Source organism: uncultured Bradyrhizobium sp., assembly GCF_936928535.1.
In the GTDB taxonomy this organism is placed as follows: domain Bacteria; phylum Pseudomonadota; class Alphaproteobacteria; order Rhizobiales; family Xanthobacteraceae; genus Bradyrhizobium.
Genome location: NZ_CAKZHY010000103.1, coordinates 17,785 through 41,043 on the forward strand (window position 1 = coordinate 17,785; position 23,259 = coordinate 41,043).

18 protein-coding genes, 2 tRNA genes and 1 pseudogene are annotated in these 23,259 nt (G+C 61.1%); 14 read left to right on the top strand and 7 right to left on the bottom strand.

All coding sequences use genetic code 11. The annotated features are described in order from the left end of the window. Positions 1–72 precede the first annotated feature (72 nt). The 5 genes from Q0687_RS22385 (at position 73) to Q0687_RS22405 (ending at position 7,837) form a co-directional block, all read left to right on the top strand. A complete protein-coding gene (locus Q0687_RS22385; protein WP_298881448.1) occupies positions 73–888 on the top strand; it encodes a hypothetical protein in 816 nt (271 codons plus the stop codon). A gap of 404 nt (positions 889–1,292) precedes the next feature. After that, positions 1,293–1,832 (top strand): hypothetical protein, encoded by a 540-nt coding sequence (locus Q0687_RS22390; protein WP_298881450.1) that lies wholly within the window; start codon positions 1,293–1,295, stop codon positions 1,830–1,832. Positions 1,833–2,667: 835 nt separating this feature from the next. Next, a complete protein-coding gene (locus Q0687_RS22395; protein WP_298881452.1) occupies positions 2,668–6,729 on the top strand; it encodes a helix-turn-helix domain-containing protein in 4,062 nt (1,353 codons plus the stop codon). Positions 6,730–6,731: 2 nt separating this feature from the next. Continuing rightward, positions 6,732–6,896 (top strand): hypothetical protein, encoded by a 165-nt coding sequence (locus Q0687_RS22400; RefSeq protein ID WP_298881454.1) that lies wholly within the window; start codon positions 6,732–6,734, stop codon positions 6,894–6,896. 104 nt (positions 6,897–7,000) lie between these two features. Beyond that, entirely contained in the window at positions 7,001–7,837 is an 837-nt protein-coding gene (locus Q0687_RS22405; protein WP_298881457.1) for an RES domain-containing protein, read from the top strand. Between the two features lie 751 nt (positions 7,838–8,588). Here the strand turns inward: Q0687_RS22405 and Q0687_RS22410 are convergent. Further along, a tRNA-Gly gene (locus tag Q0687_RS22410) sits at positions 8,589–8,662 on the bottom strand. Between the two features lie 354 nt (positions 8,663–9,016). Next, positions 9,017–11,419, bottom strand: a complete 2,403-nt coding sequence (locus Q0687_RS22415; RefSeq protein WP_298881459.1) for an ATP-binding protein — start codon at positions 11,417–11,419, stop codon at positions 9,017–9,019. A 332-nt stretch (positions 11,420–11,751) separates the two neighbouring features. On the opposite strand from Q0687_RS22415, the gene Q0687_RS22420 reads away from it, so the two are divergent. Continuing rightward, positions 11,752–12,465, top strand: a complete 714-nt coding sequence (locus tag Q0687_RS22420) for a transporter substrate-binding domain-containing protein (RefSeq protein WP_298881462.1) — start codon at positions 11,752–11,754, stop codon at positions 12,463–12,465. A 22-nt stretch (positions 12,466–12,487) separates the two neighbouring features. Here the strand turns inward: Q0687_RS22420 and Q0687_RS22425 are convergent, their stop codons facing one another. After that, positions 12,488–12,667: a hypothetical protein gene (locus Q0687_RS22425; RefSeq protein ID WP_298881465.1), complete on the bottom strand. Its 180-nt coding sequence runs from the start codon at positions 12,665–12,667 to the stop codon at positions 12,488–12,490. A 206-nt stretch (positions 12,668–12,873) separates the two neighbouring features. Here Q0687_RS22425 and Q0687_RS22430 point away from each other — a divergent pair, with 206 nt between their 5' ends. From Q0687_RS22430 to ppk2, 5 genes are all read left to right on the top strand, one after another. Beyond that, a complete protein-coding gene (locus tag Q0687_RS22430) occupies positions 12,874–13,260 on the top strand; it encodes a YciI family protein (RefSeq protein WP_298881468.1) in 387 nt (128 codons plus the stop codon). 155 nt (positions 13,261–13,415) lie between these two features. Next, a complete protein-coding gene (locus tag Q0687_RS22435) occupies positions 13,416–15,473 on the top strand; it encodes an ATP-dependent helicase (protein ID WP_298881471.1) in 2,058 nt (685 codons plus the stop codon). 56 nt (positions 15,474–15,529) lie between these two features. Beyond that, the gene (locus Q0687_RS22440; protein ID WP_298881474.1) at positions 15,530–16,510 is read left to right on the top strand and encodes an NADPH:quinone oxidoreductase family protein; all 981 of its coding nucleotides are present in this window, start codon (positions 15,530–15,532) and stop codon (positions 16,508–16,510) included. Between the two features lie 95 nt (positions 16,511–16,605). Next, the gene (locus Q0687_RS22445; RefSeq protein ID WP_298881477.1) at positions 16,606–17,637 is read left to right on the top strand and encodes an LLM class flavin-dependent oxidoreductase; all 1,032 of its coding nucleotides are present in this window, start codon (positions 16,606–16,608) and stop codon (positions 17,635–17,637) included. A 95-nt stretch (positions 17,638–17,732) separates the two neighbouring features. Continuing rightward, the gene (gene ppk2, locus Q0687_RS22450) at positions 17,733–18,866 is read left to right on the top strand and encodes a polyphosphate kinase 2 (protein WP_298881481.1); all 1,134 of its coding nucleotides are present in this window, start codon (positions 17,733–17,735) and stop codon (positions 18,864–18,866) included. A gap of 68 nt (positions 18,867–18,934) precedes the next feature. Here ppk2 and Q0687_RS22455 read toward each other — a convergent pair whose 3' ends face one another. Continuing rightward, a complete protein-coding gene (locus tag Q0687_RS22455) occupies positions 18,935–19,717 on the bottom strand; it encodes an efflux RND transporter periplasmic adaptor subunit (RefSeq protein WP_298881484.1) in 783 nt (260 codons plus the stop codon). Between the two features lie 107 nt (positions 19,718–19,824). On the opposite strand from Q0687_RS22455, the pseudogene Q0687_RS22460 reads away from it, so the two are divergent. Next, positions 19,825–20,130, top strand: a pseudogene (locus tag Q0687_RS22460) (GNAT family N-acetyltransferase); the annotation flags it as partial. A gap of 119 nt (positions 20,131–20,249) precedes the next feature. Here Q0687_RS22460 and Q0687_RS22465 read toward each other — a convergent pair. Beyond that, positions 20,250–20,335: transfer RNA gene (locus Q0687_RS22465), tRNA-Tyr, on the bottom strand. A gap of 207 nt (positions 20,336–20,542) precedes the next feature. Here Q0687_RS22465 and rlmB point away from each other — a divergent pair. Next, complete coding sequence (rlmB, locus tag Q0687_RS22470; protein WP_298881485.1) at positions 20,543–21,373, top strand: 23S rRNA (guanosine(2251)-2'-O)-methyltransferase RlmB; 831 nt, start codon at positions 20,543–20,545, stop codon at positions 21,371–21,373. Positions 21,374–21,434: 61 nt separating this feature from the next. Here rlmB and Q0687_RS22475 read toward each other — a convergent pair whose 3' ends face one another. Then, positions 21,435–21,941 (bottom strand): hypothetical protein, encoded by a 507-nt coding sequence (locus tag Q0687_RS22475; RefSeq protein ID WP_298881487.1) that lies wholly within the window; start codon positions 21,939–21,941, stop codon positions 21,435–21,437. 41 nt (positions 21,942–21,982) lie between these two features. After that, entirely contained in the window at positions 21,983–22,459 is a 477-nt protein-coding gene (locus Q0687_RS22480; RefSeq protein ID WP_298881491.1) for a hypothetical protein, read from the bottom strand. Positions 22,460–22,729: 270 nt separating this feature from the next. Between Q0687_RS22480 and Q0687_RS22485 the strand changes: the two genes are divergently transcribed. Beyond that, positions 22,730–23,179, top strand: a complete 450-nt coding sequence (locus tag Q0687_RS22485; protein WP_298881494.1) for a hypothetical protein — start codon at positions 22,730–22,732, stop codon at positions 23,177–23,179. Positions 23,180–23,259: the final 80 nt, after the last annotated feature.

Below are 23,259 nucleotides of genomic sequence, written 5' to 3' on the forward strand. Positions count from 1 at the left end.
GGCGAGTTCTGTTGCAACCGGTCTGTGTGACCAGATAAAACGGCGAGTTCGCTTTAATGCGGGATTGTCCATATGACCGATCCAAAAATCGAGTTCGACCTGCAAGCAAGCATAAGAGAGAATGGAGCCCTTCTGCACGCGATCAACCGCATTCGACATGAATTTCTCCGAAGACACCTGATTCCGCATGAAGTTCTCGTCAAAGATGCAGACGTGCCGCCTGACGTATATGCAGTGAGGTTGCGAGACTACTTGGAGGAGCGTGGCCTTCATTCATCGGCTTCTTTCCTCGCACATCTGGCTCCGCTTATTGGAAAATGCCCCCCTAAGTTCATACTCCGCATCATCTTTCCTGAAATCGAGGAGATGTTCCGTCAAAAAGTCTACGAAGCGTCAGCTAGGACCGTGGTGAAATTTCGCGAAGCTCGTTTTATTGTTCTGAATCACATCACGAAGAGCACGCCAGCTCATATCATCGAGATACTTTCCAAGACTGATGCATTCCTCTTGATCCAACTTGTGTTCCTCGACCTGGCATATACCGATGTGAAGGAAATAAAGGCTACGTCATCTCGCGAGGAACGACGGGCATATCTGCGGCTGCAGCGATCTCTCGAATACATAGGCAATAGGCACGAGATCCTCCACGGCTTGAGACCCGCTGGTCGTAGCAAGCCGATTTCAGATAGCATGATCACGAACGTGCTGACCCTGTACGTCTCCGCCGCCAGGATTTGCGAGTATCTATCCGAGATTATAATCGCGCGGAACAGCCCTCGCCTCCAGGGCTCATATGACGCCGGGCGGCGAGAATTCATCGCATTGAACACAAAAGTCGCCGAGATATTCAGGCTGTTTAGCCGCGTCTTACCACGGACGATCGATTGATCATACGGTAGCCGCTTGGAGAACCGACGAGCGGCGACAGTTACATTCAATATCACCCAAGTCGGTGTGTCGGCTTTCGCTCCATCGAGCTAGTTGCGGTGCGTGAACTCGCGCACGAACGAAAAACGGGCGTGTCTAGTGCGGTTTGTGGTGCGGCGGTCGCGCCGCACGCAACGAGAACGAAGTAACTATTGATCCTCTTGGTGGGCCCAGCAAAACTCGAACCTGCGACCAGAACGTTTTAAGCGGTCTGCTCGAAGCATCGGGATGCGCATCGGCTAAGCTCCGATGATCAAGTTAGCCTCCGCGCTCTCAGCGCGGTACGCCGAATTCGCCCAGGTGTCTTGGGAGCTAATGTAGACCGACGGTTTGCCGAGGCGGACGAAAATATTCGATCGAGGGTAATGTCAGAATTTGCCTTTCGAGGGGACATCCAAACAATTGAACTCGCAGCAAGCTTGGCAAAACTTGATGCAAGCGATTCCGTTCGAGGGGCAGTCGCTGAGGGGCTGGCCTTTAGGAGGGCCGACGTTCTGCTAGTCGATTTGCTTCAAACGTCGGGCCCGACCGTTTGGCGAAAGCTTGCAAAGGACGGTTACGATCGCGAAATTGTGGACCCGGCCATCCGCGAGCGGCTTAAGGCTGAACGTGAGGAGATGGATGCCGAATCGACCGATGATATCGCGCACCTCTTCTCTCTTATTCAAAACGACGGGCCACCTTCCGAAGTCCAAACGGCATTAGAAGCGCTTGAATTTGGCCGCAAGGACGACCGCTCCCCACACCTACTTTACGAAATTCGCCAGAAATATCCCGCTGCAATCGCAAACGCTTGCCGAACTTGGCTCAAAACCGGGAAACAGCTTCCGCTCCAGATAGACGAACATCTAAATGAGGTACCACCGCGACCAGATCCGGCTGTTTCTAGCCATTGCGACTGCTGATAGTACGGATAGATCGTCTTTGGTGGCGGCCGCCTTGTGCGATACGGGCGAAGTGGCAACCCTTCTGGACATAACAAGCAAGAAGCACAACGCGCTCGTCGGTCAATCATACTCTACGCATCGCACCCTCTATGATGAGCTTCGGGTATTCGAGCAACGTATTGCGAATACCCAAGACGAGGCCTTTGTTGGCGCTTTACTTGCAGGGAACGTTTGGAAAGGCCCGAGGCGGTATAGATAGGCGAGATATTGTGCTCAAGGTGGCGAGCCAACTGCAGGGGTCCCCCACTGTCCTAGCCGAAGCGAAAGCGCGCTATCTTAATGATCCGAGTGACACGCCTTTTGGAGTTAGCTCTCGCGGAAGTTGGCGGACCCGACATAGTTGTTTCAATTGTCCGCGCCTACGCACAACGAAGGCAAACATTTTATAGCGTGCTAGCCCACGATACGGGAAGCCGCGACACAGCGGCAGCCGTCGAGCAATTGGTCTGGCGCCTACGAGCTTCATCCCCAGCCTCTGATAGAGCTTCGCAAAGAGCTGTATGGCCTCCTTGGCGGGCCCAGCGAGGAGTTGGGACGGAAAGGACTTCTGGCAATTGATCGGCTTCGCGACGAGTACGGCGTGTCAGATTGCGAACCGCGCCATCCCGACATACAGGCCGGCGGTACCTGGCCGCGCGTCAGCGGCTGACTGCGAATCAAACGCCGCCAGCCCGGCCTAGAGGGCAGGTGCCCCACCGAGGCCGCCGGAAATAATCATGCGATCGCAATATCTTAATCAGCGTCACCGACGCTCCCATTTACTTTTTCTCAAACGTATCTTATGTGTATTAGAATGAATACGCAAAAGAAGCGCACGACAAAGCGGCCCGCCAGATACGAGAAGTTCGGGCAACTCCTCGCGCGGCTACGGGTCGCCGCCCGCATCGAGCGGCAGGCGGATTTCGCCAACATGCTCGAGGCAACACAGCAGACCGTGAGCCGCTGGGAAGCAGGGCTTTCGCGTCCGCGCGAAAACCAAATTGCTCAAATCGCAACGGCCTTAGGTGTCAAACCCGGTGAGCTCTTGGAAGCTGCCAGGTACTCGCTGCCGACCGTCGTTGCGAGCTTTGACAAACCGTTTCCTGTCGACGCCCTCTCCCCGGAAACGTTTGAGCGCCTGTGCGCTTACCTCGTGCAGCGGATGCATCCCGATGCGGAGATCCACCTTGCAGGTGGCCGGGGTCACACGCAGGACGGCACCGATGTGCTGATGACCCTTCCAGACGGGACCAAATACTCTTTCCAGTGCAAGCGCACCGAGGAGTTCGGCCCCCAGAAGGTCCATGCCGCAGTTGCCAAGCATACGATCAAGGCCAACAAAAAGGTGCTCGTGCTAAGTCGCGTGGCCAGCCCGCAGACGCGGGAGGCCTTGGCTATGCACAAAGGCTGGGAGCTGTGGGACAAGGATGACCTGTCTCTGAAAATCCGCGCCTTAGATAAGGTGGATCAGCTTGCCCTCGTAGACATCTTCTTTACAGGGCGGCGCTTTGAACTTCTCGGGGTCACGGAGGAAGGTGCCTGGGAAACGACTGACGAGTTCTTTGCCGCGTTTCAGAGCGAGGCAGCCCTGTTCAACCACACTTGGAAGCTGGTGGGACGGGCCGAACCACTCCGAGAGCTTGCCGACCACCTTAAGGATAACAACGCTCGAATTATCTTCCTGGTCGGATCGGCTGGAAGCGGCAAGTCGCGCCTATTGAAGGACGCCATCGAGAGCTACGAAGCCTCACATAAGGCAACACGTGTAAGATTTCTCGCCCGAACAGCCGAAGCAAAAAAGCGCAGTCTGGAAGAGCTTGGCGAGAGGCCCTCGCTCCTCGTTGTTGACGATGCCCACGACCGCAATGACCTGCCTATCTTGTTTCAACACGCGGCGGCAACCAGTAACGCCAAGCTTGTTCTAGCGTCAAGGCCTTACGGGCTCGATCATCTCAAGGCCCAGGCGAGCAACTACTCGCTCATCGAGACCGCGCGAGAGGTCAAGCTGGTTTCCCTGTCCAAGAGCGAAGCCGAGGAGCTTGCTAAGCAGGTCTTGAAGAAGGAAAAGGGACCGCCAGAGGCCGCAAAAGACATCGCAAACCTTACCTACGACTGCCCTCTGGCTACGGTGGTCGGCGCGCAGATTGTTGCGAGAGACAAGAAGCATTTTGACCTTGCCAAGAACGAGGAAAAATTCCGTTCGACCCTCTTCGGCAGGTTTGAGAACGTTATCGCCGGCGAGTTAGGACAGAAGTCTGATGGCGAGCCAATTAAGAAGCTTCTCAGCGTCATCTCTCTTTTCCAGCCCTTCTATCTTGATGATCCGCAGTTGCTCAAGGTCATTCAAGATCTCGAAGGCATTGCGCCACACGATGCCAGCAGGCTTTTCAAGCTACTGATAGATGCCGGTGTGTTGTTTAAGCGCGGCGCAAGGTATCGCTTGTCTCCCGATATCCTTGCCGATTATGTGACCGAGGCCGCCTGTGTCGGCGCTGACCGTCAATCCACCGGGTATGCCGAGACCGCCTTTGATCTCGCGGGAGACCGGCTTGCCGATAATCTGCTTCTCAATCTGGGAAAGCTGGACTGGCGGCTCTCTAACGGTGACGCAAGCAACAGCGATCTTCTGAACGGCGTCTGGCGCAAACTCAAACCGCGTTCGGATTACCAGGACCCGCATATTCGCGCGGTTGAGGGGGTTGCTTACTATCAGCCGCTTCGTGCAATTGAGTTTGGGGAAGCCCTGATCAGGCGGGGCGAGTTCACGTCTCAGCTCTCCACATTATTCAAGCACGCGGCTTTCAACCTCTCATATGTTGAGCGCGCGTGTTCAGCGCTTTGGGAACTGGGAAAGGATGACAAGCGCGAACTGCACTCGCACCCCAATCACCCGATCCGCACGTTGGCAGAGCTTTGCGAAGTCGCTCCGAACAAGCCGCTCATCTTCAATGAGAAGATTGTCGAATTCGCTTTGCAGCTCGCGGACGACCCGACGGCATGGAACGCCCACTACACTCCCTTCGATGTTCTGAAGGCGATTTTTCAGACCGAGGGTCACACGACCGAAAGCAAAAATCATACGGTCACTTTCAAGCCGTTCACGGTGGCCGCCAAGGCGGTGGCCTCCCTCAGAAAGCGAGCAGTCACGACTACGATCGCTCTTTTAGGAAGCCCAAATATTCGCGTCGCCACACGGGCTGCGGAGGCGCTCGGTCACGCGCTGCATTATCCGAGAGGCATGTTCAATGCCAAGGTCGATAAATCACTTTACGACGAGTGGACTAGGATCTTTTGCGAGACCATTGAGGAGATTGAGAAATCCGCACGTTCGCATGCGTATGACCCCCTCGTCCTGGTGGGCCTTGTTAAAGCGATCTCATGGCATGACCAGTACAGCAATACAGCGACCGCCAAGCCGGCTAAGAAGCTGAAGAAACTCCTGACAGCGTCGCTGGATTATCGCGTCTTCGCAACCTTAAGCGATGGATACGGTATGGAGTTTCGGCGCTTCAACCCGAAAACTCACGAGGCCGAGTGGGACAAATATCTCAAGTCGCTTGCTGCCGAGCTCATCGCGAAGTTTCCCGCTGAAGAGGATCTCAGGCGCTTCATCGCTGAGCAACTGGAACACATTCGGGCTGCAAATCCCAACGAGTCGGCCTCCCCTCACGTTCTATATAGCACGCTGTTAAGAGCAGCGCCGACAATGCCTGAAGCAACCATCGCAGATGCCCTTAAGAATTCTGCATCCCCCACCGCGCGCTTTGCGGGCGACGCTCTGCAGACATTGTGGCTTGGAGACGTTGGCGCGGGGCGAAGCGCGATGCAGCAGATGTTGGGGTGTCCCAGCCCCGAGTTGCATGCGTGCGTCGGCAGGGCACTCTCGGTCATAAACTTCGGCGATCGGCCTTATGGCCCTGAAGAGGCCCAGGCGCTTGAACAACTTGTGTCGTCCGAGAACGAGTGGACCGCTTACTCCGGCATCCATGCGCTGCGCTCGCTCTCACGAGCGAACGCCGAAGAAGCGCTGCGGCTCGCCCGCCTGACGAACATCGGCGCCTCCCCACGGCTCGCAGATGAACTTCTCTGCCTCTTTGTCTTTGGTGAGGAGCTGCCCTTCCATCTTCTCAGCGAGACAGACGTGAGGTTGCTCTTCGACAAGCTCATGGACATTCCCAAGCTTGATGGGCATTGGACTGAAGTATTTCTGTCCAACACTTCCAAGAGCTTCCCGGATTTAACGCTGGATTTCCTGATCGCGCGAATTGAAAAAGCCGTATCTTCCAACACCTGGAACTATCGACCGACGAACCATGGCCCTTATGTTCATGTCCCGCTCAAGTTTCGCGAGGCACCCAACTATGGCGCGCTGCTCGCCAAGACGGTGCAATGGATAAGCAACGCCCAATACGATAAGGACCAGCGTGTTCTATTCAATTATCGCGCCCGTGAGCTGTTCGAGGCCGCTTTTGGCGAATTCGATGAAGAGGTCGTCTCATTTCTCGCGCGATGGTCAGAAACGGCGGACGAAGCCGGCTTCAAGATTATCTCCAATCTTATCGAAGAAGCCCCGCACACCTTTGTCTTCACACACAAGGACTTCGTACTCGAATTGATGACCAGAGCACAGCGCGTTGGGGCCGAGACCCTCAAGTATGTCGGCTCGGCACTGTTTTCATCGTCTGTTGGCGGCATTCGGCAGGGCACGGCGGGCGAGCCATTCGCGCGGGATATTGAAACTAAGGAGAGCTGCGAGCAAGTTTTGGCGACGCTGTCAAAATTTTCGCCTGCATATGAACTTTACGATGGCCTTCTCAAGCACGCGCAAGGCGAGATCGCTCGTTCCTTGCGCGAGCGCGAAGAATTCGAGGATTAGCGATGGAGCGCTTCGAGCTCACGGTCGTTGCTCAAAGTTCGCAATCCGTTTGGGTGGCTGTCCTCGTCGTCGCGCTCATCTGCACTACCATCATCGCCGTCGCGGCGTCGGTTGCAGTGGCAAAGCTTTGGCAGGGACATCCCGAAGCGCGCAAGAAACGTCGCTAGTGCGCCTGCTCTCCACCTCACTCCAAATCACGAGACCCGATCTGCCGCGGTCATATCGCGCTTCAAGTTCATTACCCTCCAAAAGATAAGGCAACAGCCTACCCATGTCTGAAGCCAAACCGCCGCCTGTGCCCCCGAGCATCACTCAACGGTTCCCGCCGCTGCCCCTTGATGAGCTAGTTGCTCTGATCCGGAGCTATCCCAATTGCGGCGTTTCGGGCAAAAAGGCGATCATCTCCAGACTTGTCGATGTCCATCCGACGCTTAACCTCGAATGGGGACCCGGCTGGCGTTTTAGGCGTGCCAGAAAGCTTCGTGCGGATGAGCGTCCCGACCACGTGGACGGATTGATTTGGCGCAAAGATGTTCCCGCTGCACTTGGCCGAGCGAACCCGGCCGGATTTCAGGTTCTCTATGTCGCGGATCGTATCGATACGGCACTTCTGGAAACGCACGTAACGGACGACCCGGCTGTTATCTCCGAGTTCTCGATCCAGCAAGGCCGCACCATGCGCATCGCGCCCATAGGCGAGCTCATGCAAGTTCAGCGCACCGGCCGGGGCTTCCTCTCGGGAGATTATTCCGAAGTGGTAAGCTCAAAGTTGAACGCGTGCGATCCAAACGAAGCAAAGTCGCTCATTATCACAGATGCATTCTTGCACGAATGTCTCACCTCGCATGATGACTATGAGATCTCGTCCCACGTGGCCTTGTGCGTGTTTGAAAAGAACCCGCAGGTGTCGACGATCGCGTACAGCAGTCGTCAACACGCCGGAGCACTTTGCTTCGTGGTGAAGGTGGACGATTTCTGGAAGAATTGGTGCCTGGTGGCCGTCCGTCACGTTCAAGCCCAACATCTTGCGTGCGGCATGTATAAACTTCGAGAGGCCACTTGGGTGGACGGGATATTCACCGATGGCAAGCTGCGATGGAGTGATTAAAGGCTAGCCGAGAACGAGCGAGCGGAATTGCGGCCGCCGTTCACTCCAGAACCCGTCTGTTCATAGGCGGTGCATACGAATTACTGGCTTCTGTTTTACAAGATACTCAATCATCGCACTAGCGGCACCGGCAGCTTGCATATGAAGAACAGTATGCATGCCTCGAGATCCTCCAGCTCAAAACTGATAAGAAATCTCTCAAAACCTTATCAGTCGTGACGTGACACCTTTTCTATTTCCGCTACACCGACCGCTCCGCGAAAGCTCGCCGCATCAAGCCGACTGATCGGACCGGATAGCCTGGCTGAACCTCGTGAGGCCGGCTTTTTGATCTTGGACATCGCGGCGCCATCCAAGCCGAACGGCAATCTTCAGTTCAACCCACTGCATTTTTCGCTTCTGCCGCGTGGATCGACCATACGCGCCCGTACGATCAGCCTCGCATCATAAGCGGCGCGCCTGCTCTCACCGTCGCCATGATCGAACATCCCAGTGTCGGAAAATGCACTGATCCGATCGGGGCAGAGCCGGCCGTGATTCCGGCGCGTAGCGGGCACCCAAGCCGCGCGTTTCCCGGCTCGCCCAAGCATTCGACTGCCGATGAATAGTCATCGCTGCACCAAGGATTCGATAGCGATGGATGGGCCGATTGGAGCTCGGTTGTATGGGGGTTGTATGAAAATCGAGAAGGACCGGCTCAATCAGCGTACCACGAGCCCGCAAATGCCTGTTTCTAATAACGAAAGTGCTCTGGAGCGGGTGAAGGGAATCGAACCCTCGTATTCAGCTTGGAAGGCTGCTGCTCTACCATTGAGCTACACCCGCGACAGGGGCTCCCTAACACGGCCGGGCGGCGGTCTCAACTGCCCCCACGACCGCTTTTTGCCGGCTTTCCCCCCCTTGCGCACAGGGGCCGGCTCCGCACCTCCGCCCCCCTTAACAGGTACGGCCTTCCGGCCTATATTGAAGACTTCCGTAATCAACGAAAGGAGGTGATCCAGTGTCTTTTACCAAGCGCTGTCACCTCGCTGGGATCGCCCGCTAGGCTCTAGCTAGGGCTTGGCATCGGGGCGCTCTCAGCCCTGGACCAGCGAGCAAGAAATCGGGCGCGACGGGGTTTTCCCCGCCGCGCCTTTTCTTTGGTCGAACGATTTCGCCGGCAATCGCGCGTCGCCTAGCCTAGAGCGTCCTCTTGCCCCCGAGCACTTCCCGGATCTTCCGCGACAGGTCAGCTTTCCTGTACGGCTTGCGGAGCAGCGCCACGCCTGGATCGAGCTGCCCCTCGTGAACGATCGTGTTGTCGGTATAGCCGGAGGTGTAGAGCACGCGCACATCCGGCCGACGCAGCAGGACCGCGTCCGCCAATTCCCGCCCGTTCATGCCGCCCGGCATGATGATGTCGGTAAACAGCAGATCAAAGCTCGCTCCCCGGTCGACCAACGCCAGCGCGCTCGCGCCATCGCTGGCCGTCAGCGTGCGATAGCCGAGGCTTCCGAGCTGGGCGATGACGTAGCCTTGCACCAGCGGATCGTCCTCGACCACGAGGATGGTCTCGTGTCCACGCGCCAACGCAGCTGCCGGCACCGGCCCGGTCGCCGCCGTCGCATTGCCGGCCGATCGCGGCAGGAACAAACTCACCACCGTGCCGCGCCCCTCCTCGCTCTCGATCGCGACGGTCCCACCGGTCTGCTTGGCAAAGCCGTAGACCATGCTCAGCCCAAGTCCGGTGCCACGACCGACCCCCTTGGTGGTGAAGAACGGCTCGAACACGCGATCGCGAATCTCGGCAGGAATGCCGTGACCGGTGTCGGTCACCGCGAGCATGACGTAGGATCCGGCTACGCAGTCGCCAATATCGGCACCGTCGAGCTCCCGGCTTGCGGTCTCGAGCGTGAGCCTGCCGCCTTCAGGCATCGCATCGCGTGCGTTGACCGCGAGATTGACGATCGCCGACGATAGCTGCGACGGATCCGCCATGGCGGGCCACGCATCGTCAGTCAGACGCGTCACGATCTCGACATGCTCGCCGAGGATCGGCCGCAACAGCTTTGCCGTCTCGGCGACGAGCGCATTGACATCGATCTCGCGCGGCTCCAGCGGCTGGCGCCGGGCGAAGGTCAGGAGCTGCGAGGTGATCTCTGCGCCGCGCGAAGCCGCATCGTCGATCAGCCCGGCGATCGATGCGAGCTCGGGCTTGTCCGCGAGCCCCTCCTGGATGATTTCGATGGTCCCGGTGATGACGGTCAGCACGTTGTTGAAGTCGTGTGCGACGCCGCCCGTGAGCTGACCGATCGCATCCATCTTCTGTGACTGGCGAAGCCGCTCCTCGGTCTCGTGCTGCGAGGTGAGATCGGTGGAGGAGCCGCGATAGCCCAGGAAACGCCCGTCGTCGCCAAACACCGGCTGGCCGTTGACGCTGAAATAATGCAGACGCCCGGCGCCATCGCGGCCGCGATATTCGAACTTCCGGAACGGCTCGTGGCGATCCAGCGTCGCCATGTGGTCGCGCCATTTCTGCGTTTCGGCGTTTTGATCGAAGGCGGCATCCGGCCGTCGCTTGCCGATCAGGGCGTCGCGGTCCATGCCGAAAGCACCGGCCCGATCCGAGATGTAGGTAAAGACGTGATCCGGTCCGGTTTCCCAGAACCAGTCGGAGGCGGTCTCGGCATAGTCGCGAAAACGCTGCTCGCTCGCGCGGGCATCCTCTTCGGCGCGTCGGCGGATCTTTAGATCACGATCGAGATTCGCATTGGCCTCGCGCAGCTCGCCATAGGCATGCTCGAGGTTCGTGCACATGGTCTTGAACGCGTCGATCACCTTGTCCAGCTCGTCAGGTTCGGAAGGAGGCCTGCGATCCAGATGCAATGGCGGAGGCGGCCGCGCCAGGCTGTACTTGCCGACGAACTCGGCAATGGCGACCAGGTGTCGCGTCACCAGAACGTGGAACATGTAGATGATGAACAGCGAGACGAGGAACGTCTTTGCCGCCTGACTTGCCAGGATGACGAGGGCCCGGTTCAGCAATTGCCGATAGACGTCGTTGAGCGTCGCCTCGACATGAAGCACGCCGATCGGGCGCGCTGTCCCTTGAATGGTGTAGGTCAGGGGATAGTCCCGCGTCACGACCGAGCGGCGACCTCGTTCGCCGACGACGACACTGATAGGATTGGGGCGATCGGCGATCTCGCGGACCTCGGCGGCACGCAGGCCGGGCAGCCGCAGGATTCCCTCGAGCTGAAGCTTGAGCTGGTTCTGGTCGAGACTCCACAGGCTCTCGCCGAGGCTGCCCGTCGTGCTGCGACCAACTTCCTCGAGCCTCGTCTCGATCATGCCGACTTCGCGATCGTAGTCCAGATAGAGTTGGAGCGCGGTCAGGGTCAGCGTCACGAGTGAGGAGAACAGGAGCACGGCCGCAAGCAGGCGTGGCCCGATACCACTGCGCGACCAGTTGAACGTCCGCGACAACAAGGTCGTGAGCATCGGGGACGTGAACACAGGTCCGATGCCGCTCAAATCCGGCTTGGTCGCCGCCGGCGCGACAGCGCGGCTACGATCTGAACTCTCGTCACCAGCGTTGCCCATGCACCCCGTCCCGGAAAAATGGCGACAGTCCTCTTCGGCCTGCCTGTCGCAGCCGCACGCGATTCGACGGCTTTGATTCTCCCTCAGCGCGCGACGCGCGCAGCAATCCTGTCGGCCCTTGGGCGATCTGAGGTCGGTGGGGTCATATCTTGCGCCCAGCAGCAGGATGTTCGCACAAACTATCACTTTGCGTGCTAGAATGACATTAATCATATCAGGGATTCGCCTGCGTGGCGGCAGCGGCAAGCGTTGTGGCTCCGCGCAACCGCCATCTCCGGTAGATTGCGCTCGCATCAGAACTCAAGGTAGCAAGGAACGACCGGGAAGCGCTCATGTGGCGGATCATCGTCGTCTGCCTGTCGCTGTTTACAGCCGGCTCCTGCCAGGCGCAGTCGGTGATCCGGCTGGCGCGGATCGCCAACATTCCGGATCAATATGTCGGCGGCGAAATTCTGCGCGCCGTCTATGCCAAGCTGAACATCAAGCTCGAATTCGTGGACGTTCCCGGCAAGCGGGCGCTTGCACTGTCAAGCGGGGGCGAGGTCGACGGCGAAATCCAGCGCATCGGAACGCTGTCGCGCGAATACCCGACGCTGCTGCAGGTGACGCCGTCGATCAACTACATCGAGCCGGCGGTGTTCACCACCAAACTCCATTTCGACGTGAACGGCTGGAATTCGATCAGGGACTACCGCATCGGCATCGTCCGCGGCGTCGGCTCGTCCGAAGCCGGCACGCGCGGCATGGACCGCGTCACGGCGGCCACCGACATCGAGAACATGATCCAGATGCTCGACGCTGATCGTTTCGACGTGATGGTCACCGATCTCTTCAGCGGGCTGGTCGAAGTCCGCAAGCTCAACTTGCAAGCCAGAATCTATCCGCTCTCGCCGCCACTCGAGCGCATCCGCATCTTCCACTACCTGCACGAGAGCCACCGCGACCTCGTGCCGAAGGTTGGACAGGTCATCGCGCAGATGGAGGCCAGCGGCGAGTTGGCGGGGCTGCGCGAGGCCCTCGTCAAGCAGGTGCTGAGCATGCCCTGACAAAGCCGCCTCGGCGTGCGTTTCAGAATCCGAAGATGGCGAGCACCGACGAGCGCTTGCCGCGGCGCGTTTCGACGATGCGCTCGCCGCCATTCTCGACCGAACTGCCGTAGTAGCGGTGATGGCCTGGCTGGTCATGCAGATCAGCCGGCTCCGACTTCCCTGCCCGCCGCGCGTCGCAGATGATCTTGATGGTCGACATGGCCGCCTCCGATAGTCCTTGGTTGCTCTTGGTGGCCATCAGTCGCCCCGCTCTGGCCCGGCGTTCACGCCGCCGGGCCGCAATCGGGTTTCAGAATGGTTTCGCCGGCATCGCCGTGATGCAATATTTTGCGCAACTGCCCATTGCCGGCATCGACGGCATCAGACATCTTTCCGGCCGCGCGACCAAAAACAAACGAGGTAACAATGCTTTACGCGATCCTGGCCTATCACGTGGAAGACCAGCTTCTGGCGTTGACCCCGCAAGAGGACGCCGCTGTCGTGGCCAAGGTCATCGAGGTGCAGGCACCCTTGAGGGCCAGCGGACATCTTGGGCCGGCTGCCCGTCTGGATGACACAAGAAAGGCCCGCACCTTGCGCGGCCCAGGCGCCGGCATCGTGCTGGATGGCCCGTTTGCAGAGACCAAGGAGCAGCTTCTCGGCTTCCACCTCGTCAACTACGACACGGACGAAGAGGCGATCGCGGCGGCGCGGAAGCTGCGCGAGGTCAACCCGAGTGCGGTCTACGAAATCCGACCGGTCAAGCTTTACGTGCCGGCCGACGGGTTCGGTGCGACGACGACCGAGGGATGACGGACAGCCGCGCCGTCATGCCTTGCTGGCCGTCACCCTCTCCATGCCGCGGCGGAGCCCAGGCGCTTTCCCCTAAATCCTCAGGCCACCCACGTCTAGCTGCATTGCGGTTCGGCCGGGGATCGTTGATTCTGACCGCTTCATCGGGGCGATTCGTGGCAAGCTATCTGGACACGCTCAATGCGGAGCAGCGCCGCGCCGTAGAGCATGGCGTGGCCGATGGCGCGACCGCGGGCGCGCCCCTGCTCGTCATTGCCGGCGCCGGTTCCGGCAAGACCAACACCCTCGCCCATCGCGTTGCGCACCTGATCGTCGCCGGCGCCGATCCGCGCCGCATCCTGCTGATGACATTCTCGCGCCGCGCCGCCGCCGAGATGGCCGGACGCGTCGAACGCATCGCCCGAAAAGTGCTGGGCGAGAACAATGCCGCGATCATGCGCGACGCACTGACCTGGGCCGGCACGTTCCATGGCATCGGCGCGCGGCTCCTGCGCGAATATGCCGAGCGCATCGGCGTCGATCCCGCCTTCACCATCCACGACCGCGAGGACTCCGCCGACCTGATGAACCTGATCCGGCACGAGCGCGGCTTGTCGAAGACCGAGACCCGTTTCCCGGCCAAGGGCACGTGTCTGTCGATCTACTCGCGCTGCGTCAATGCCGAGATGGAGATCGAGAAGGTGCTCGGCCAGCACTATCCCTGGTGCGCGGGCTGGGCCGCCGAGCTGAAGGGGCTGTTTGCAGCTTACGTCGAGGCCAAGCAGGCGCAGCACGTGCTCGATTACGACGACCTGCTGCTCTACTGGTCGCAGATGATGAGCGACGCCCTGATCGCGGACGAGATCGGCGGCCGCTTCGACCATGTGCTGGTCGACGAATATCAGGACACCAACCGCCTGCAATCCTCGATCCTGCTGGCATTGAAGCCCGATGGACGCGGGCTCACCGTGGTCGGCGACGATGCGCAGTCGATCTACTCGTTCCGCGCCGCCACCGTGCGCAACATCCTAGACTTTCCGCAGAGCTTCTCGCCGCGGGCGGAAATGATCACGCTCGACCGCAATTACCGCTCGACACAACCGGTTCTGGCGGCGGCGAATGGCGTCATCGGCCTCGCCCGCGAACGCTTCACCAAGAATCTCTGGACCGACCGCGCCTCCGCGCAAAAGCCGCAGCTCGTCACCGTCCATGACGAGGCCAACCAGGCGCGGTATATCGTCGAGCAGGTGCTGGCCAATCGCGAGCAAGGCGCGCTGCTCAAGCACCAGGCGGTGCTGTTCCGCACCTCCTCGCATTCCGGCCCGCTGGAAATCGAGCTCACCCGCCGCAACATCCCGTTTGTGAAATTCGGCGGGCTGAAATTCCTCGACGCCGCGCATGTGAAGGACGTGCTGGCACTGCTGCGCTTTGCCGAGAACCCGCGCGATCGCGTCGCCGGTTTTCGCATTCTCCATCTGTTGCCGGGGATCGGTCCCGCCACCGCTCAGCGCGTGCTCGACCAGATGGCGGAGAGCCCCAACCCGCTGCACGTGCTCGGTCAGTTGCCGGTGCCGCCACGCACCGGCGCCGACTGGACCAACTTTGTCCGTACGGTCGGAAACTTGCGCTATTCGGAATGGCCCGTGGATCTCGAACGCGTGCGCCTGTGGTACGAGCCGCATCTCGATCGCATCCATGAGGATTCCGAGACACGCCGCGCCGATCTGATGCAGCTCGAGCAGATCGCGAGCGGCTATGCCTCACGCGAAAAATTCCTAACCGAGCTCACGCTCGATCCGCCCGACGCGACCAGCGACAAGTCAGGACCTCCGCTCCGCGACGAGGACTATCTGATCCTCTCCACGATCCATTCAGCGAAGGGCCAAGAATGGAAATCGGTGTTCGTGCTCAACGTCGTCGACGGCTGCATGCCCTCCGATCTCGGCTCCGGCACCTCGGCCGAGCTCGAGGAGGAACGCCGCCTGCTCTATGTCGCGATGACGCGAGCCAAGGACGATCTGCACCTCGTCGTGCCGCAGCGCTTCTTCGTGCACGGCCAGGCCGCCAAGGGCGATCGCCACGTCTATGCCTCGCGCACCCGCTTCATCCCGGAGCAGCTGGTCTACCTGTTCGAGCGCGCCGCCTGGCCGAAGGCCGCCGCAGGCGCGGCGCGCACGGCGGCGCAAGGGCCGAAGATCGACATCGGCGCGCGGATGCGGGGGATGTGGCGGTAGACGCAAGAGGGTAGTCTCGAGACCTGCCAGGATGGCTGGAGCAACAGAGGTCTGGGATGAAAGCCGTCGTCGTCGCGCAATACGCCCCCATCGATCAGATCGAGCTGAAAGATGTTCCGTCTCCGCGCATCGAGCCCGGGCAGGTGCGCATCCGCGTGGAAGCGGCGGGCATCGGCTTTGTCGACGGCCTGAAGATCGAGGGACGCTACCAGACCAAGGATCCCCTGCCCTTCATCCCAGGAACTGAATTCGCCGGCGTCGTCGAGGAGGCCCCAGGCAAGCCGGGAGGCTTTCAGCCCGGCATGCGTGTCATGGGCATGACACGGTCGGGCGCGCTTGCCGAGGAGATCGTCGTCAAGCCTGAGGCGCTCCACCCTCTGCCTGATAGCGTCGCCGCCGAGGTCGCGGCATCGTTTCGGGCCAATTATTTGACCGCGCTCTATGCGCTCAGCGCACGCGCCATGATCACTGCAGGCGAGCAGCTTCTCGTGCTGGGCGCGGCCGGCGGCACCGGGACCGCGGCCACCCAGATCGGCAAGCTGCTCGGCGCCCGTGTGATCGCAGCCGCATCAACGCCGGCGAAGCGCGAATTCGCGATGGCGCATGGTGCCGACGCGGTCATCGACTACACGCAGGCTAACTGGCGCGACAGGCTCAAGGAATTGACGAACGGACATGGTGCCGACGTGATCTTCGACCCCGTCGGCGGCGACATCTCGGTGCAGGCCTTTCGCTCGATCGCCTGGCGCGGACGCCATCTCGTGGTCGGCTTTGCCAGCGGCGCGATCCCTGCACTGCCGTTCAATCTGCCGCTGCTGAAAGGCGGCGCCCTGCTCGGTGTCGACCTCGCGCAGATCCCTACACGCGAGCCCGATGTTCAGAAGCGCCTGATGGCGGAGCTGATCGACTGGCTCGCCGAAGGCAAGCTGGAGCCCGCGGTCGGCTGCGTCTTCGCCCTCGAAGACTTTCGCGAAGCCTTCAAGACGATGCAAACGCGCGCCGCGCTCGGCAAGATGGTCGTACGCATTTCGAAATAAGGCGCACAAACGGAAACCGAGCATTTCCGAAAGCCGTCTTGTGGCTTGGCTGCGGTCCATTAATTCTGGCCGATCCTCCCCATAGAGACTTATCGATGATCGCACCGCTCGAATTCGGACTGGATACCTTTGGCGACGTCACCAAGGATGCCGCAGGCGCCATGCTCCCCCATGCACAGGTGATCCTCAACGTCGTCGACGAGGCGGTGTTGGCCGACGAACTCGGCCTCGACTTCATCGGCCTCGGCGAACACCATCGCGCCGATTTCGCGATCTCATCGCCCGAAACCGTGCTCGCCGCCGTCGCCTCGCGCACCAAACGCATCCATCTCGGCTCAGCCGTGACGGTGCTGGGCTCGGACGATCCCATCCGCGTATTCCAGCGCTTTGCGACGCTTGATGCACTTTCGAACGGACGCGCCGAGGTCATCCTCGGCCGCGGCTCGTTCACCGAGTCCTTTCCGCTGTTCGGCTTCGACCTGCGCCAATACGAAGAGCTGTTCGAAGAGAAGCTCGACCTGTTTGCCGCGTTGCTGTCGCAGAAGCCGGTGACGTGGCAGGGAAAGCTGCGCTCCTCCCTGAAGGAGCAGCTGGTCTATCCGCCAGTCGAGAACGGCCAGCTCAAGACCTGGATCGGCGTCGGCGGCAGTCCGCAATCGGTGGTGCGCGCCGCGCATTACGATCTGCCCCTGATGCTCGCCATCATCGGCGGCGATCCCGAGCGCTTTGCGCCTTACGTCGATCTCTATCACCGGGCCTTCAAGGAGTTCGGCCGGCCTGCGCAGCCGATCGGCGTGCATTCGCCTGGCTATGTCGCGGAAACGGACGAGCAGGCGCGCGAAGAACTCTGGCCCGACTACAAGGCGATGCGCGACCGCATCGGCCGTGAGCGCGGCTGGCCGCCGATGGGCCGCGACGAATTCGGCCGCGAGGCCGAGCACGGCTCGCTCTATGTCGGCTCACCGGAAACGGTGGCGCGCAAGATTGCGAAGACGGCCAAGGCGCTCGGCATTGCGCGGTTTCAGCTGAAATATTCGGCGGGTCCGCTGCCGCACGAGAAGCTGATGAAGAGCATCGAGCTGTACGGGCGCAAGGTGGTGCCGATGGTCAGGGAGATGCTGGGCTGATCTCCCTTCATGGCGCCGTTTGATCCACGTCAAGCCGAATGCAGGTGATTCTCGGGTAGAAGCGGATTCCCGCGTATGTCAGAACAGGCAGGCGAATGGCATCTGTTTCCCGGAAGTCGAAGCAGGCTAAAACTCGAGAAAACGACGCGAAACCAGCCAGACGAGCAAGATCAACAGCTGCCCGAACGCAGCCGATCAGGCTCACGCCGGTCGAACGCTCCTTCGCTGAGCAATCGTCCGCGGGCGCGTTACAGGCCGAGATGGCCGCGCTCGACAGCGTTCTGAAGGGTCCGCCGGGCTTCGCACCGGATAGCGAGCCGGTGCAGGCCATTCTCACGGGCGCTGCGCCGGACGATGCAAAACGCCTGCAGGCACTTCTGATCGGCAAGCAAGCCAAACGCGCCAAGCGGACCACCAGCGACGAACTCGCCGACGATTGGCGCTTCGGCGGCTATCCCTATAAGTCACGGATGTTTCGGCGCGACTATGAAGAGCAGAAGTTCGTTCTTCAGACCGAGCTGCTGAAGCTTCAAAACTGGATGAAAGAAACCCGGCAACGCCTCGTCCTGCTGTTCGAGGGCCGCGATGCCGCCGGCAAAGGCGGCGCCATCAAGCGCTTCATGGAGCATCTCAATCCACGCGGCGCCCGGGTCGTGGCGCTGGAAAAGCCGAGCGACGTCGAGCGCGGCCAGTGGTATTTCCAGCGCTACGTACAACACCTTCCAACCGCCGGCGAGATCGTGCTGTTCGACCGCAGCTGGTACAATCGCGCCGGAGTCGAACGCGTCATGAGCTTCTGCTCGCCTTCGGAGTACGATGAGTTTCTTCGCCAAGTCCCGGAATTCGAGCGCAACCTCGTCCGCAGCGGCCTGCACCTCATCAAGTTCTGGTTCTCGGTGAGCCGTGAGGAGCAGCGACGGCGGTTTAAGGAACGCGAGGGCCATCCGCTGAAGCAGTGGAAGCTGTCACCGATCGACCTTGCTTCGCTCGACAAGTGGGACGAGTACACACGGGCGAAGGAAGGCATGTTCTTCCATACCGATACGGCGGACTGCCCCTGGATCGTCATCAAGTCCGACGACAAGAAGCGCGCTCGGCTCAATGCCATGCGTTACGTGCTCCATGCGATGCCCTATGCCGGCAAGGATACCAAGCGCATCGGCATGGTCGACGATCTATTGGTTGGGCGCGCCAACGTAATCCACGAGCGCGAAGAGCACGCGCGATAGGATCTAGACACCGATATCGACCGACCGCGACCACTTGCGTATGTACCGGCAAAGTGATTTTCGGCGCCTCATTGCCCGCTCGGTGGCGTGATCACCGCACGGCCGCTCATACCGGCCATCAGCTCGGGCGCGGCCTGCGTGATCTCGCCGATCACCTTGATGGTCTGGCTGACCGGATCGACCCGACCGCTCAGCCGCGTCACCCGAGCGGCATAGGATTTCTCGGTCTCGTGGATGTCGACCTTGAAAGCCATGCCGGGCTTGAGCCAGGCGAGCCAGCGCGAGGGCGCGATCAGCTCGACCTCGAGGCCGTGGTCATCGAGGATGTCGAGCAGAGGTTGACCGGCATTGGTGTATTGGAATTCGCGCGCCTTCTGGTCCACGACGATGCCGTCGAAGGGTGCGATGATGGTGCACTTGGCCACCGCAGCCTCGGCGGCGGACCGATCGGCCTTGGCCTTCTCGACCTCCGCGGCCGCGACATCAAGCTCGAGCTGACCGGTTGACTTCAGCTGCATCAGGCGCTGGTTGATGACGAAGGTTTTCTCGGCCTGGGTCAACACGGCCTGGGCATGTGCCAGTTGCGCCTTCTGAAGGGCACAGTCAAAGGCAACCAGAACATCGCCCTTCCTGAAGCGCTCGCCGACCCGGGTCGCGATGCGATCGATCCGCGCCGCCATCTCGCTCGATAGCGTGGTGTATTGGCGAGGCGTGAGCTGGGCGCGGATTTCCTGCCCCGAATCCGGCAGAGCGGCGTCGGGCCCGCCCGGCAGAACTTGGGCGCGCGCATCAGTTGCTGAAACGCCGAGGAAGACTACCAGTGCTGCGAGCCGGGCGAAGCGGCGCTTCACGCCGCGGGGGCGCGCGGACAGGCCAGCTGCTCGATCTGCCCCGTCTCTCTGCTCATGCGCCGGCATCGCCCCTGCTCAATTGACGCTGGTCTTCCGGCGCCCGCTTCGACATCATCGAACGCGAAGGATGTGCGATCGGACGGCTGGTCACCGATCGTGCCGGCCCTCATATCGCGATCGTCGATTGGGCGATCGTGCCCGAGCTGCGCGGGCGCGGGATCAGCACGGCGATCATGCAGTCCGTCATGAAGGAAGCGCGCCAGACCAGGCGCGAGCTCCGCCTCAAGGTCGCATCCGGCAACGAAGCGGCGCTGCGGCTGTATCTGCGTCTCGGCTTCACGCCCGTGGGGGTGCCTTCGCTCCACACCGAGCTCGCATGGAACGTCGACGGATCACAACAAACAACGGAATGAGTCGGTTACACAAGCCCGCCTACGCCCTTCCGGGCTACGGCGTGGCAGCCTTCGCTAGCTTCGCGCGATCAAGATCTTGGCTGGCTCGCCGAGCCGTAGCTCGCGAAGCGAGCGAAGGCTGGTGGGGGAGGCAGGACTCGAACCTGCGAAGCCATGAGGCGGCTGATTTACAGTCAGCTCCCTTTGCCACTCGGGACACTCCCCCGCTCGACGGCAGCACAATCGGGCCGGACCTTGCCGGCGGACCGAAGACGGCCATGGAACGTGAAGGCCGCAACAGCCCGGATGGGGGCGCGACCGGGCGCGTTTATGGGCGAAGCGGTGGGGCAAAGTCAACCGAGGCGAACAGCTAAAATCGCCCTCCAAGGCGCCCAAATTGCCATAATCGGGCACCCGTGACACAAGCGAGCCCATGAAGGACAAAAAATTCGCCCCGAGGGGCCCCCGCGGCGGGGCTAAGCCCTTCAACAGAACAGGTAAATCGGCTGGCCGGCCGGCCTGGCGCGAGCGCGATTCGCATCCCGACGGCCCCGTCATCCTCTATGGCTGGCACACCGTCACCATGGCGCTCGCCAATCCGCAGCGGCGGATCCGCAAGCTGACGCTGACCGAGAACGCCGCACGGCGCCTGCAGGAGGAAAACATCGCAATCCCGATTGCGCCCGAGATCGTCCGTCCGCAGGAGATCGACCGCCTGCTCTCGCCGGACGCCGTCCATCAGGGCCTGCTCGCCGAGGCCGATCCCCTGCCCTCGCCCGACATCGAGACCTTGAAGCAGGAAGGCATGGTGCTGGTGCTCGACCAGATCACCGATCCGCACAATGTCGGCGCCATCCTGCGCTCGGCCGCGGCGTTCGCGGTGAAGGCGATCGTGACCACCGCACGCCACAGTCCGGAAGCGACGGGCGTGCTCGCCAAGGCCGCCTCCGGCGCGCTGGAGCTGGTGCCGATGATATCAGTGCAAAACCTCGCCCGCGCACTGAACGAGCTGAACGATCTTGGCTTCCAGACCGTCGGCCTCGACAGCGAAGGCAGCGAGGACCTTTCCGACGTCACGTTGCGCGAGCCGCTCGCGCTGGTGCTGGGTGCCGAAGGCAAGGGTCTGCGGCAATTGACGCGCGAGACCTGCAGTGTTGTGGCGCGGCTCGACATGCCCGGCGAGATCAAGAGCCTCAACGTCTCGAATGCTGCGGTGCTCTCGCTTTACGTCGGCGCGAGCCGACTTGGGCTGATGAAGCGCTAAACAGCAAAACGCCGGCCCGCATCACGCGGACCGGCGTCTCGTCAACTCAACCGATCAGAGATCAGTAATAGCGGCGCAGCACGCGACGGCCGCCGTAATACGGCGCCGGCGCGTAGCGATGGGCATAGCCGTAGCGCGGGCCATAGCCGTAATGGGTGCGCGGCAGATAGCCGTAGCGCGGGCCGTAGCCGTAGCGATACGGACGATAGTACGGGCGGTGATGATAGGCGTACGGCGCGACGGCAGCAGCGCGATAGCCATAGCCGTAGCCGTAATTGGCGGGCGCGACGACCGCGTCTTCCTGATAGGTCGGGGTCGGCGCGAAGGCGCCCGGGCCGGTGTAGGTCGGGCCCTGGTTGACGTAGTAGTACTGCGAGGTCGGCTCGGCGAGACGCTCATAGCCATAGCCGTAGCCGGCACCGTAGCCATAGCCACCACAACCGGTGTTGCAGCCGGAATAGACCGGAGCGACCGGCTGGCACGGGTTGAAGCCGCAGGCCATGGCGGGCGCAGCCCCCACAAACATCACGGCAGCCGCCGCGACCAGTCCCGAAATCATCTGACGCATTACTCTCTCCTGTTGATTTCCGTCTTGTTGTCTGACGTTTCTTAACCCGGCGGCTTGCCGGGCAGTCCTGTACGCGGCCGTGGCCGCGGATGGTCGTTGATCTCTGGCGCCAGGATCACCGGTGGCGGGTTGACCGGCACATCCATTTGCGGCGGCAGCAGCGCGGACGATGCGCCCCAGCTCTGATGGTAGGTCTCCGCCGGCTTCGGCAATTTGCGGTTCGTGGGCGGCTCGACCTCGAGGCGGCCATAGCCGGGCTGCAAGCCCAGGCTCGGATAATAATGGCCGACATCGGAGGGCTGCCGTTCGGGGACGTATGTCCCGCCATAGATCGTGGGCTGCACCTGGACGTTCTTGCCGAGGCCCCAGACACCTTCGACCACGGCGTAGGACGCATCGATATTGTTGATGATGATGGGCACGCCGGGACGGCCGGGCACGACGATATCGAAGCCGCCGCCGGCAAAGGCCGTCGCGGGCAGTCCGATCAGAAAGATCGCGAGCGCGGATGCGCGCATGGAAGAACCCCGGTGATCCGGCCCGCAAACTATCCGATCGCGACGCAGAGAGGGTTAAGGACAGCTGACCAAATTCAGGTAAGCCTAACGCGTAAGGATCTCGCGCCGCTCAAATGCCGCGACGGCTACTAGCGAAATGTTAACGGCAGCCGCCCTTGTTCCATTCGCTCACGCCCGTTTGACCGCAGGTTGTGGAAAATTGGCCTGTCCCGCGGAACGACCGTCGCGGCACGACAATTAGCTCCCCGTCAATTCGAAGGGAGACCACTCATGACAATCACAAAACTCCTCGGCGCGACGGCGATTGCAGCGACCATGATGACCGGCTCCGCGATGGCGCAGTCGGTCATAACCAATCCCGAGCGCTGCGCGATGCCATCCACCGATCCTTCCTGCCAGAATCTCGGACGCCACGGATATCGTCATCACCGGGTGAGTTACCGACAGAGCAATGGCGACTGGAATAACGACTGGAACAGGACTCACACCGGGTTCTGGCCGACCGACGTCGCAGGCGATGTCGCGGGCGCCGCGATCGGCACGGCGGGCGCGATCGCAACCGCCCCGTTCCGTGCCATGGACAACAGCTACGCCTACGACAACCGTGGCTGGGACAATCGCGGTTGGGACAACCGCACCTATGCCCAGCGCAACGGCTTCGTCTGCACGCCCGGCACCTGGTTCAAGGGCGAAGACGGCCGTCGGCATATCTGCCAGTAATCCTGATGAGGCAGCGGACAGGCGGGATCGTGCCCCGTCGCGTGGTGTAGCTGGCTGCGGGTCACCGCGTTCACCGGCAA